This is a genomic window from Mesorhizobium sp. M1338, assembly GCF_040318045.1.
Taxonomy (GTDB): domain Bacteria; phylum Pseudomonadota; class Alphaproteobacteria; order Rhizobiales; family Rhizobiaceae; genus Mesorhizobium.
This window is the reverse complement of sequence record NZ_JAMYLL010000022.1, coordinates 23,350-35,798: the sequence shown is the minus strand read 5'-3', so window position 1 is coordinate 35,798 and position 12,449 is coordinate 23,350. Positions and strand designations below refer to the sequence as shown.

11 protein-coding genes and 1 pseudogene are annotated in these 12,449 nt (G+C 62.0%); 10 read left to right on the top strand and 2 right to left on the bottom strand.

What is annotated here, in order from left to right; all coding sequences use genetic code 11:
- The first annotated feature begins 91 nt into the window (after positions 1-91).
- The 6 genes and pseudogenes from NKH19_RS19505 (at position 92) to NKH19_RS19480 (ending at position 3,861) form a co-directional block, all read left to right on the top strand.
- Positions 92-913 (top strand): enoyl-CoA hydratase, encoded by an 822-nt coding sequence (locus NKH19_RS19505; RefSeq protein ID WP_352881812.1) that lies wholly within the window; start codon positions 92-94, stop codon positions 911-913.
- Between the two features lie 10 nt (positions 914-923).
- Positions 924-1,346, top strand: coding sequence for a VOC family protein (locus NKH19_RS19500; protein ID WP_352870572.1), 423 nt, complete (start codon positions 924-926; stop codon positions 1,344-1,346).
- Positions 1,346-1,507: pseudogene (locus NKH19_RS19495) on the top strand (AAA family ATPase); the annotation flags it as partial. The gene NKH19_RS19500 and the pseudogene NKH19_RS19495, both read left to right, overlap by 1 nt.
- 52 nt (positions 1,508-1,559) lie before the next feature.
- Complete coding sequence (locus NKH19_RS19490; protein WP_352870573.1) at positions 1,560-2,081, top strand: CoA-binding protein; 522 nt, start codon at positions 1,560-1,562, stop codon at positions 2,079-2,081.
- Between the two features lie 146 nt (positions 2,082-2,227).
- On the top strand, positions 2,228-3,508 hold the full coding sequence (locus NKH19_RS19485; protein WP_024504598.1) for an O-acetylhomoserine aminocarboxypropyltransferase: 1,281 nt from the start codon (positions 2,228-2,230) through the stop codon (positions 3,506-3,508).
- A gap of 2 nt (positions 3,509-3,510) precedes the next feature.
- Positions 3,511-3,861: a cupin domain-containing protein gene (locus tag NKH19_RS19480; RefSeq protein ID WP_352870574.1), complete on the top strand. Its 351-nt coding sequence runs from the start codon at positions 3,511-3,513 to the stop codon at positions 3,859-3,861.
- A 156-nt stretch (positions 3,862-4,017) separates the two neighbouring features.
- Here the strand turns inward: NKH19_RS19480 and NKH19_RS19475 are convergent, their stop codons facing one another.
- Positions 4,018-5,268: a cytochrome P450 gene (locus NKH19_RS19475; protein ID WP_352870575.1), complete on the bottom strand. Its 1,251-nt coding sequence runs from the start codon at positions 5,266-5,268 to the stop codon at positions 4,018-4,020.
- Between the two features lie 104 nt (positions 5,269-5,372).
- On the opposite strand from NKH19_RS19475, the gene NKH19_RS19470 reads away from it, so the two are divergent.
- Positions 5,373-6,476, top strand: coding sequence for an NAD(P)/FAD-dependent oxidoreductase (locus NKH19_RS19470; protein ID WP_352870576.1), 1,104 nt, complete (start codon positions 5,373-5,375; stop codon positions 6,474-6,476).
- Positions 6,477-6,494: 18 nt separating this feature from the next.
- Here the strand turns inward: NKH19_RS19470 and NKH19_RS19465 are convergent, their stop codons facing one another.
- Positions 6,495-7,085 carry a hypothetical protein gene (locus NKH19_RS19465; protein ID WP_352870577.1) on the bottom strand — a complete coding sequence of 197 codons (591 nt, stop codon included), beginning with the start codon at positions 7,083-7,085 and terminating at the stop codon, positions 6,495-6,497.
- A gap of 330 nt (positions 7,086-7,415) precedes the next feature.
- On the opposite strand from NKH19_RS19465, the gene clpP reads away from it, so the two are divergent.
- From clpP to lon, 3 genes are all read left to right on the top strand, one after another.
- Positions 7,416-8,045 (top strand): ATP-dependent Clp endopeptidase proteolytic subunit ClpP, encoded by a 630-nt coding sequence (gene clpP / locus NKH19_RS19460; protein ID WP_111545684.1) that lies wholly within the window; start codon positions 7,416-7,418, stop codon positions 8,043-8,045.
- Positions 8,046-8,341: 296 nt separating this feature from the next.
- Entirely contained in the window at positions 8,342-9,616 is a 1,275-nt protein-coding gene (gene clpX / locus NKH19_RS19455; RefSeq protein ID WP_352870578.1) for an ATP-dependent Clp protease ATP-binding subunit ClpX, read from the top strand.
- A gap of 305 nt (positions 9,617-9,921) precedes the next feature.
- Positions 9,922-12,333 carry an endopeptidase La gene (gene lon, locus NKH19_RS19450; RefSeq protein ID WP_352870579.1) on the top strand — a complete coding sequence of 804 codons (2,412 nt, stop codon included), beginning with the start codon at positions 9,922-9,924 and terminating at the stop codon, positions 12,331-12,333.
- Positions 12,334-12,449: the final 116 nt, after the last annotated feature.

The window sequence follows — 12,449 nt, the reverse complement described above, 5'->3', positions numbered from 1 at the left end:
CTCCCTTGGCGCAAGCGATCGGTGTTGGACGAAACCCGATCCGGTATTAGATACTGTGCCTGCCCCGAGCGGAATCGCGGAGACCTCATCCATGGCCGAAATCCTTGCCATCAAGCCTGCTGCCGTCGACGGTCCGGTTGCCGCAAAACTGGACAAGGGCGTGCTGCGCCTGACCCTCGCCAATCCGCCCGCCAATGCGCTGTCGCTGGCGGTGATGGCGGCGCTGACGGCGGAGTTCGAGCGCGCCAGGGCCGACAAGGCCGTTCGCGTCATCGTTTTGTCGGCGGCCGGCAAGGTTTTCTGCGCCGGCCATGACCTCAAGGAAATGACCGCGCGACGCGCCGATGCCGATCGCGGCAAGGCCTTCTTCGAAGAGACGTTCGCGGCTTGTGCCGCGCTCATGCAGGCGATCGTGCGTCATCCCCTGCCGGTGATTGCCGAAGTCGATGGCCTAGCCACCGCCGCCGGGCTGCAACTGGTCGCCAGCTGCGATCTGGCGATCGCATCGCATGAGGCGACCTTCTGCACGCCGGGCGTCAACATCGGCCTGTTCTGCTCGACGCCGATGGTGGCGCTGTCGCGCAACGTTTCGCGCAAGCATGCGATGGAGATGCTGTTGACCGGCGAGACGATCGATGCGGCGACCGCCAAGGAGTTCGGTCTGGTCAACCGCGTCGTGCCGCGCGAATATCTGAATCAGATTGTCACCAAATATGCGCAAACCATTGCTTCCAAATCATCTTTGGTGGTCAAAACCGGCAAGGAGGCTTTTTACGCGCAGGCCGAAATGGGGCTGGCGGATGCCTATGCCTATACCGGCCGCGTCATGGTCGAGAACATGCTTGCGCGCGACGCGGAGGAAGGAATCGGCGCCTTCATCGGCAAGCGCAAGCCGGAGTGGGCGGACGAATAGGAGCATCACCATGGAACCGCGAATCTCCATCATCACCATCGCCACCGACGATCTCGACCGCGCGGTGCGCTTCTACGAAGCGATGGGGCTGACCCGTCACGCCGGCATTACCGAAGGTGTCGCCTTTTTCCAGATGGGCGGCGTCATTCTCGGCCTGTTCCCGCGCGAAAGCGCCGAAGAGGATTCCGGCATCGCCTTCGCCAAGGGGCCGTCCGCTGTTTACCTCGCCTACAACACCCGCTCCGACGCTGAAGTCGACGAGGTGCTTGCCAAGGCCGAGAAAGCCGGCGGCCGCATCGTCAAGCCGGCTGGGCGCGCCTTCTGGGGTGGCTGGTACGGCTATTTCGCCGATGCCGACGGGCATGTCTGGGAAGTGGCGCACAATCCGGCCTTTCCGATCGCGGAAGACGGCACGATTTCGCTGCCTGGCTGATGGCCCATCGCAAGCAGCTGACGCGGCTCAAGGCACCTTATCTCAAGCGCATCCTGCTCGACCCCGCACGGGTCGAGGATTGGGAAAAATACCCCTGGAACCTGCCGCTGTTTCGCGGCCACGACTTCGAACTCGAATTCACCACGCCGATCACCATTATCGATGATGCGACCCGGATGGCTTTCTCGCCGAGGCGTTGTATGAGGACGAGCCATGAACCACGATAGCTACGACAACACCTACATCGCCGGCATCCTCAACTCGGTGAAGACCATCGCCATGGTCGGCGCATCCGCCAATGATGTGCGGCCAAGCTATTTCGTGCTGAAATATCTGCTGGCCAAGGGATATCAGGTGTTCCCGATCAATCCCGGCCAGGCCGGCAAGGAAATCCTCGGCCGGATGACCTATGCTAGGTTGGCCGACATTCCGGAGCCGATCGACATGGTCGACATCTTTCGCGCGCCAGCGGCGGTGCCCGGCATCGTCGACGAGGTGTTGCGGCTCGACCCCTTGCCGAAAGTGATCTGGATGCAGCTTGGCGTCCGCCATGACGAGGCGGCCGTGCGCGCCGAGGCTGCGGGCATCAAGGTTGTGATGAACCGCTGCCCCAAGATCGAATACGGCAAACTGTCCGGCGAGATCGGCTGGACCGGCGTCAACTCCGGCGTGCTGTCGTCGAAGAAGCCGCTGATGCGCTCCGGATTCCAGAGTTTTGGCGTGCGGCAGAAATAGAAGCAAAATTATTCCGCGGGCCGGTGCATTTTCTCGTCGTTCGGCCGTAGATCGCTTGCCGAAGGGCATTTTCTTCTTTGCATTCGCGCCCGGGCTTCGCCAAGAATGCCCGGCGATTTCAAGAGTTTCAAAAAGGGAGGTTTTCAGTGACCCGCACGCCAGGTTTCAATACGCTCGCCGTCCACGCCGGCGCCAAGCCCGACCCGGCGACCGGCGCGCGTGCCACGCCGATCTACCAGACGACCTCCTTCGTCTTCGACGATGCCGACCATGCCGCCTCGCTGTTCGGACTAAAAGCCTTCGGCAACATCTACACCCGCATCATGAATCCGACGCAGGCGGTGCTGGAAGAGCGTATGGCGGCACTCGAAGGCGGCACTGCGGCTCTTGCGGTCGCCTCCGGCCATGCGGCGCAGGTGATCGTGTTCCACAATCTGATGCAGCCGGGTGACAATTTCGTCGCCGCCAACAAGCTCTATGGCGGTTCGATCAACCAGTTCGGCCATGCCTTCAAGAATTATGGCTGGGAGGTGCGCTGGGCCGACACCAACGACATCTCGACCTTCGAAAGCCAGATCGACGACCGGACCAAGGCGATCTTCATCGAGAGCCTGGCCAATCCGGGCGGCACCTTTGTCGATATCGAGAAGATCGGCGACATCGCGCGCAAGCACGGCCTGCCGCTCATCGTCGACAACACGCTGGCCTCGCCCTACCTGATCCGGCCGATCGAGCATGGCGCCGACATCGTCGTCCACTCGCTGACCAAATTCATCGGCGGCCACGGCAATTCGATCGGCGGTGCCATCGTCGATGGCGGCACCTTCGACTGGTCGAAGTCGGGCAAGTACCCGATGCTGTCGGAACCGCGCCCCGAATATGGCGGCCTCGTTCTGCACGAAACCTTCGGCAATTTCGCTTTCGCCATTGCCGCGCGCGTGCTCGGCCTGCGCGATCTCGGCCCGGCGATCTCGCCGTTCAACGCCTTCCTCATCCTGACCGGCCTGGAGACCTTGCCGCTGCGCATGCAGCGCCACTGCGACAACGCCGTGACGGTCGCTGCGTGGCTGTCCAACCACCCCAAGGTTGCCTCGGTTAATTACCCAGGCCTGCCCAGCGACAAGAACAACGCGCTGCAGAAGAAATATTCGCCGCTTGGCGCGGGCGCCGTGTTCACCTTCGCTCTCAAGGGAGGCTATGACGCCGGCGTCAAATTCGTCGAGGCGCTCGAACTGTTCTCGCACCTCGCCAATGTCGGCGACACCAAGTCGCTGGTCATCCACCCGGCATCGACCACGCACCGCCAGCTTTCCGACGAACAGAAGGTCAAGGCCGGCGCAGGACCGGACACGGTACGGCTGTCGATCGGCATCGAGGACGTCAACGACATCGTCGCCGACCTCGAACAGGCGCTTGCCAAGGTCTGATCATGACCGAGTTGAAGTTTCTCGCCATCGGCGTCGACGCTGTCGACGCTGAACAGGGCGCACCGGCGCCGGATCGCCTGATCTCGGGCGATCCGAAATTCCGCACCTGGAACGTCGAGGAGCGGGAGGGCGGCCTCTATGCCGGCATCTGGGAATCGACCCCCGGCAAGTGGCGCATCGTCTATGACGAGTGGGAGTTCTGCCACATACTGTCCGGCGTTTCGGTGATCGCGGAGGATGGTGGGCAGGCGCGCACCGTCAAGACCGGCGACTGTTTTGTCCTGAGGCCCGGCTTCAGGGGCAGCTGGGAAGTGCTTGAAACGACTCGCAAGGAGTATGTGATCAAGCTGTAGTCATCGAAGCTGGATCAGCCGACGCGATCGATGTTGCTGCCCGAAAACCCGTATTCCGCCATCATCTGCCGGTGCCAATCGCTACCCAGCAATTCAATTCATCGAGGCAGGAATCGATGCGCCGGAGCAGGGTAGCTGAGGCAGCCCCAGAACCCGTCAGAAACCGACCGCGAGCGTTTCCAATCCATGGAAGTGGTAAGTGTCGCGGAAGCTTGGGCTTTCGGCAAGATGGAGCTTTGGGTGCCGTTCGAACAGGGTTTTCAAGGATACCTGCAATTCGAGCCGGGCGAGCGGCGCACCGATGCAAAAATGGATGCCGGCGCCGAAGGATACGTTCTTCTGGTCCACACGATCGGGCCGGAAGGTCTGCGGTTCGGCAAAGATGCGCGGGTCATGGTTGGCCATGCCGAGCAGCAGCCCGATCGTCTGGCTCGGCTGCACGACGATGCCGGGCGAGACTTCGATCTCCTGATAGGCGTAGCGCGTGAACATATGCAGCGGCGCATCGAAACGCAGGCATTCCTCGACCGTTGCCGCGGTCGCTTCGGGTGAACTGAAGAAGCGGCGCGGATCGCCGCCTTGCGCCAGGATCGAGCGAACCGCGTTGCCGGTCTGATGCACCGTCGCTTCATGGCCGGCATTGAGCAGCAGGATCGCCGAGGACACCATCTCGTCCTCCGACAGCTTTTGGCCGTCCTCCTGCGCCGAGATCAGCAGGGACAGCAGGTCGTCGCCGGGGTTCTTGCGCCGCTCGGTGACGTAACCGCGCAGGAAATCGGCAAATTCGCCCGCGGCGCGGTTGGCCGTCTCCTCGGTTTCGCGCGTGCGGCCATGCATGTACATGGCAACCATCTTATGCGACCAGTCGAGCAGTTGCGGCCCCATCTCGACCGGCACGCCGAGCATTTCGGCAATGATGGTGATCGGCAGCGGCGCCGCGAAGGCGGGCAGCAGGTCGACGGCTTTGCCAGGTTTGAAACGGTCGATCAGCTCGTTGGCCAGCGCTTCGACACGTGGCCGCAGCCGTTCGACCTGGCGCGAGACGAAGGCACGGTTGACCAGCGTTCGAAGCCGCGTGTGCACCGGTGGCTCCAGTTCCAGCATCGAATTGGCTTCGATGCCGTCGAAAGCGCTGAGATGGCCTCGGTCTTGACCGATGCCGCGACTGTCTGGGATGCCGGCCGGGTTCTGGCGGCCGAAGCGGCGGTCGCGCAGCAGCCGGTTGACGTCGTCGAAGCCGCCAAAACACCAGAAGCCGAATTCTTCCCAGAAGAATGCATTCGATGCGCCATGCAGAAAGGCATAGGCCTCATAGGGGTTCTGAAAAAAGGCCGGCTCGTGCGGGTCCAATCGCAGGCGTCGAGTGGCTGGATCAAAGGCCAGGGCGGGTGGCGTCAATTTGCTCATGCCAGACCAATAGCGCGGCTTGCCAGCCGGGTTCCAGACCGTATGTTGGCGCCCGCAACTCAATGCGTTGAGCCAGCCGACACGGCTGCGGAAAGACTGATTTGATGAATGTCATCGTTGTCGGCGCGGGTATCGCCGGTCTCTCCACCGCCTGGTCGCTGGTCAAGGCCGGCCACAGCGTGTCGATCGTCGAACAGGGGCCGATCCCCAATCCGCTGGCAGCGTCGGGCGACCATCACCGCATCATCCGCCGCGCCTACCGGGCCGGAACCGGCTATGGCCGGCTGATCACCGAAGCCTATCAGGCCTGGGACGAGATGTGGGCCGATCTCGGCGAAAGCCATCTCGATGCGCGCGGATTTGTCTGCATTTCGCGCGAGCCTGGCGACGAGGCCGAGGAATACCGCGAAGGCCTGGAAGAAGGCAATTTTCCTTTCGAATTGCTGGAGCCGGACGCGGCCGTGAAACGCTGGCCGTTTCTCGAAGCCGGTTCTTTCCGCTACGCCTATTTTTCGACCGAAGGCGGCGCGCTGCATTGCCGCAAGATCGCGGCGGGACTGGCAAAGTGGCTGCGCGCCAACGGCGCCAATGTGTACGAACACAGCAAAGTTACCGCGATCGACTCCGAGGCCGGCCATATCGTGCTCGAAAGCGGTGAGACGATGCAGGCCGACCGCATCGTCGTCACGGCAGGGGCCTGGGTGCTGAAACTGTTCCCGGAACTGGACGGCGAATTGAAGACCTTTCGAACCGCGCTCGCCTATGTCGAACCACCGGCCGACCTCGAGGCCGCTTGGCAGGCGGCGCCGGTCGTCCTCGATATCGGCGGCGCGGTCGACGGCTATGTGATCCCGCCTTCGGGCGGCGCCGGCATGAAGTTCGGTTCGGGGCTGCACAGGGTGCCGACCAGCGATGCCGACTGGAACCGTCAGGCAGTGCCGGGCGAGGGCGAAGCGATCCGCAACCTGTTCTCGCCGCCGATCGCCCGGATCGAGGAATACAGGGTGACCGAGGTTGTCACCTGCGCCTACACCTTCACATCAGACGAGAAGTTCTTCGCCCATGAGCGAGGAAAATGCCTGATCGTTTCGGCCTGCTCCGGCCATGGCTACAAGTTCGGCGCGGCGGTTGGCCGGCGTGTTGCCGCCGCCGTTGGCAATGGCGATATCGCCGGCCTGAAGTCATGGTTGCGGGCGGAGCTGGCCTGAACGCCGCCGGCGTCCAACCTAATCCTGGCAATGCCTCGGAATATGCACGCGCCGCCAGCCCGATGAGCCTTCGCGGACCAGCACGCGACGCGCGACGGTCTGGTAGGAGGCGGGAACATCGATGATGCGCCTTTGCTCTGGCCGCACCAGGACCTCCTCGGCGATGCTGTCGTACTGTGCCGGGGTGACGACACGGCGCGTGCGCTCCGGCTGGATTACGACGGTTTCGGCGACGCGCTCATAGCGTGCCTTGTGCCAGATCTTGCACAGCACCTTACGGCCGTGGATGACGCGCCATTCCCAGGAATAGCCGCCATCGACCCGGACCGTATGGTAGACGGTGCGGGTGACGGCGGGCACGACCTCGTAAGTCACCTGTGCCGGAACGGTCATCACCACCCGTTCGCGGGTGCCGTAGATGGCAGGGACATAGTCGACGACCTGCTGGCCGGGTGGGCTGACCAGCACGTCTTCATAGACCGTGTCGTAGACATCAGGCGTTCGGACGGGTTCATAGCATTCGACGGCGCGGCCGCCGGCCGCCGTCTGCGAAATCGTGCCGAGCATGGTCAGCCCGGCAATGGTGAAGCATGCGGTTTTCCCAGGCATGACACTCCCCCTGTTGAACGGCACAATGACGGTTCAACGTTGGATTGTAGGGGAAGAGATGTCGGAGGAAAGTGGATTTGCCTTATTTCGTTAAGCGATGCGGTTAAGAAATTGCTACGATGGTGAGGACGCCGCCGAACGATCGCGGCACGGGTCGATGAATCCCGTGAAATGTAACCTTGATTCGACTTACCCAGATGGCTAGGAGGGGTCGGCCTTGCACAAGGATGAGCCGGCATCCTATTTACGGAATAACGATCCAGAACCGATTCTGCCCGATCCGCCAGCATTCCCGGCGCCGGAATCCCACCGCGAGATAAGAGATATCTGATGAAGAACCCCGTCGAAACATACATGAACCTCGTTCCGATGGTGGTCGAACAGACCAATCGCGGCGAGCGGGCCTACGACATTTTCTCGCGCCTCCTCAAGGAGCGTATCATTTTCATCACCGGTCCGGTCGAGGACGGCATGGCGACGCTGGTCTGCGCGCAGCTTTTGTTCCTCGAAGCCGAGAATCCGAAAAAGGAAATCAACCTCTACATCAATTCGCCGGGCGGCGTCGTCACCTCGGGCATGGCGATCTACGACACCATGCAGTTCATCAAGCCGGCCGTGTCGACGCTCTGCATCGGCCAGGCGGCCTCGATGGGCTCGCTGCTCCTGACCGCCGGCCACAAGGACATGCGCTTTGCCACGCCGAACGCCCGCATCATGGTTCACCAGCCTTCCGGCGGCTTCCAGGGCCAGGCGTCCGACATCGAGCGCCATGCCCAGGACATCATCAAGCTGAAGCGTCGCCTTAACGAGGTCTACGTCAAGCACACCGGCAAGAGCTACGAAGAGATCGAGAAGACGCTCGACCGCGACCATTTCATGACCGCCGACGAAGCCAGGGATTTCGGCCTCATCGACAAGGTCATTTCGTCGCGCGAAGCGGCAGAAAGCGCTGTGGCATAAAGGCCAGTTGGCAGTTGGATGGCGCCATCACGCGCTTTTGGTGCGTCTTGCGGCATTTCGGCCACAATTGGCTGTTCCCTCGGGGGACAGGATTGCCTACGTTAAGCCTATGTTGAGTTTCGGCGGCTTAGCTTTATGCGGGGTTGTCGCGAATCGTTGCCACGTTTTCTGATTTGTGTTTCGTACGGAAGCGTTGCGGGAGCCGGGACACACTGGCGGCGGCGGATTCCCGCGATAAATAGAATATGCGCCCTTTCAGCCAGACCATCGGCGGGCGGCCATGAAAGGACATGAAAATGAGCAAGGTCGGCAACAACAGCGGCGATTCCAAGAACACGCTTTACTGCTCGTTTTGCGGCAAAAGCCAGCACGAGGTGCGCAAGCTGATCGCCGGTCCGACGGTCTTCATCTGCGATGAGTGCGTCGAGCTCTGCATGGACATCATCCGCGAGGAGAACAAGACCTCGATGGTGAAGTCGCGCGAGGGCGTGCCGACACCGCAGGAGATCCTCAAGGTTCTCGACGACTACGTCATCGGCCAGCCTTACGCCAAGCGCGTGCTGTCGGTGGCGGTCCACAACCACTACAAGCGCCTCGCGCATGCCGGCAAGAACAACGATGTCGAGCTGGCCAAGTCCAACATCCTGCTGATCGGTCCGACCGGTTGCGGCAAGACGCTGCTTGCGCAGACGCTCGCCCGCATCATCGACGTGCCCTTCACCATGGCTGACGCGACGACGCTGACCGAAGCCGGTTATGTCGGCGAGGACGTCGAAAACATTATCCTCAAGCTGTTGCAGTCGGCCGACTACAATGTCGAGCGGGCCCAGCGCGGCATCGTCTACATCGACGAAATCGACAAGATCTCGCGCAAGTCGGACAACCCCTCGATCACCCGCGATGTGTCGGGCGAGGGCGTGCAGCAGGCGCTCTTGAAGATCATGGAAGGCACCGTTGCCTCCGTACCGCCGCAGGGCGGCCGGAAGCATCCGCAGCAGGAGTTCCTGCAGGTCGACACCGCCAACATCCTGTTCATCTGCGGCGGCGCCTTCGCCGGTCTGGACAAGATCATCTCGGATCGCGGCCGCAAGACGTCGATCGGCTTCGGCGCCGTCGTCGCTTCGCCCGAGGATCGCCGCACCGGCGATGTGTTCCGCCTTGTCGAGCCCGAGGATCTCTTGAAATTCGGTCTGATCCCCGAGTTTGTCGGCCGTCTGCCGGTTCTGGCCACGCTGGAAGACCTTGACGAGCCGGCGCTGATCCAGATCCTGACCGAGCCGAAGAACGCGCTGGTCAAGCAGTACCAGCGGCTGTTCGAGATGGAGAATGTCGACCTGACCTTCCACGAGAACGCCCTTTCGGCGATTGCCAAGCGCGCCATCGATCGCAAGACCGGCGCGCGCGGCCTGCGCTCGATCATGGAAGCGATCCTGCTCGACACGATGTTCGAACTTCCGGCGCTCGAAGGCGTGCGCGAAGTGGTGATTTCGGAGGAGGTGGTGACCGGCAGCGCCCGGCCGCTCTACATCTACTCCGAGCAGAAGGAAAAGAAGGGCAATGTCAGCGCCTGACATGAGCCCGCGGCGGAATTCTGAAACGGCGCCGCAAGGCGCCGTTTTGCTGTCGCGCGGGGTTTTGCGGGGGCGCCCGGTCCTAGCGTCGCAAATGTGTCACTTGCGGTACGTTGGAGGTACGGATTTGTACCCGCCCCTTGATCTTTGTGGGTCGTGCATCCAACTAATTGGAGAAGGCCGTGGTGCCCGATTTCTGTGCTGTAAAACTCCCGTCACAAACGGTGGTAGGCGGAACGATCCCCGGTCGTTAATATAAGATTCGCGGTTGGCTGATTGGCGGCCGCGACATGAAAGGTTGGACAATGGCCAAAATATCCAAGGCACCCAGCGACGGCGTCTTCGCGGTCCTCCCACTGCGCGACATCGTGGTATTCCCGCATATGATCGTTCCGCTCTTCGTCGGGCGTGAAAAATCGATCAAGGCGCTGGAAGAGGTGATGGGTCAGGAAAAGCAGATCCTGCTTGCCACCCAGATGAATGCCGCCGACGACGATCCCGAGCCCGATGCCATCTTCGACATCGGCACGCTCGCCAATGTGCTGCAATTGCTGAAGCTGCCCGACGGTACCGTCAAGGTTCTGGTCGAAGGCGCCTCGCGCGCGAAAATCGTCTCGTTCACCGACCGTCCCGACTTCCACGAGGCCCGTGCCTCGGCGCTGGTCGAGCCGGAAGAGGAAGAGGTCGAGGTCGAGGCGCTGGCTCGTTCCGTCGTCACCGACTTCGAGAACTACGTCAAGCTGAACAAGAAGATCTCGCCCGAAGTGGTGGGTGCCGCCAGCCAGATCGACGACTATTCCAAGCTCGCCGACACGGTCGCTTCGCATCTCGCCATCAAGATCCCTGAAAAGCAGGAAATGCTGGCCACGCTCTCGGTGAAGGAGCGTCTGGAAAAGGCGATGGGCTTCATGGAGGCCGAAATCTCCGTCCTGCAGGTGGAGAAGCGCATCCGCTCGCGCGTCAAACGCCAGATGGAGAAGACGCAGCGCGAATACTACCTCAACGAGCAGATGAAGGCGATCCAGAAGGAGCTCGGCGAGGGCGAGGACGGCCGCGACGAAGCCGCCGAGATCGAGGCGCGCATCAAGAAGACCAAGCTCTCCAAGGAGGCCCGCGAAAAGGCGGAAGCCGAGTTGAAGAAGCTCAGGACGATGTCGCCGATGTCGGCGGAATCGACCGTCGTGCGCAACTATCTCGACTGGATCCTGTCGATCCCGTGGGGCAAGAACTCCAAGGTCAAGCAGGATCTGGCTTTCGCGCAGAACGTGCTCGACACCGATCATTTCGGCCTCGACAAGGTCAAGGACCGCATCGTCGAGTACCTTGCCGTGCAAAGCCGCCAGAAGAAGCTGAAGGGGCCGATCCTGTGCCTTGTCGGCCCTCCCGGCGTCGGCAAGACCTCGCTCGGCAAGTCGATCGCCAAAGCGACCGGTCGCGAATTCATCCGCATGGCGCTGGGCGGCGTGCGTGACGAAGCCGAGATCCGTGGCCATCGCCGCACCTATATCGGCTCGATGCCCGGCAAGGTCATCCAGTCGATGAAGAAGGCGAAGAAGTCCAACCCGCTCTTCCTGCTCGACGAGATCGACAAGATGGGCCAGGACTTCCGTGGCGATCCGTCATCGGCGCTGCTCGAGGTGCTCGATCCCGAGCAGAACTCGACGTTCATGGACCATTACCTCGAGGTCGAATACGACCTGTCGAGCGTGATGTTCGTGACGACGGCGAACACGCTGAACATCCCCGCGCCCTTGATGGACCGCATGGAGATCATCCGTATCGCCGGCTACACCGAGGACGAGAAGATCGAGATCGCCAAGCGGCACCTGATGCCGAAGGTGGTGCGCGACCATGCCCTGCAGCCGAAGGAGTTCTCCGTCGGCGAGGACGCGATCCGCGCCATCATCCAGACCTACACCCGTGAAGCGGGCGTCAGGAGTCTGGAGCGCGAGCTGATGAAGCTCGGCCGCAAGGCGGTGACCGAGATCCTGAAGACGAAGAAGAAGACGGTGAACATCACGGCGGCGAACCTCGCCGACTACCTCGGTGTTCCGCGCTTCCGCTTCGGCCAGGTCGAGGCTGACGATCAGGTCGGTGTCGTTACCGGGCTCGCCTGGACGGAAGTCGGCGGCGAGTTGCTCACGATTGAAGGTGTCATGATGCCCGGCAAGGGCCGCATGACGGTGACCGGCAATTTGCGCGACGTGATGAAGGAATCGATTTCGGCGGCGGCTTCCTATGTCCGCTCCCGTGCCATCGATTTCGGCGTCGAGCCGCCGCTGTTCGACAAGCGCGACATCCACGTGCACGTGCCGGAAGGTGCGACGCCCAAGGACGGACCGTCGGCCGGCGTGGCGATGGCGACTGCAATCGTCTCCGTTCTGACCGGTATTCCGGTCAAGGCGGATGTGGCGATGACCGGCGAGATCACGCTGCGCGGCAGGGTCCTGCCGATCGGCGGCCTGAAAGAGAAGCTGCTTGCCGCATTGCGTGGCGGCATCAAGAAGGTGCTGATCCCGGAAGACAACGCCAAGGATCTGGCGGAGATTCCGGACAACGTGAAGAACGGCATGGAGATCATTCCGGTCGCACGGGTCGGTGAGGTGTTGCGCCACGCGCTGGTACGTATGCCGGAGCCGATCGAATGGGTCGAACCGGTCAATCCTCCGGCCACGACCGACACCACGGACGATGCCGGAAAGACGCTTGCGCATTAGAGCGTCGCGCGCCTACCTGGACGCGCGGAGGACGCTCTAATACCTGGACTTGCGCATGGTCCTTTCCGAAAACCGACCGCGGTTTTCGGGGCCATGCGTTGGTTTTCGCCAAGGTT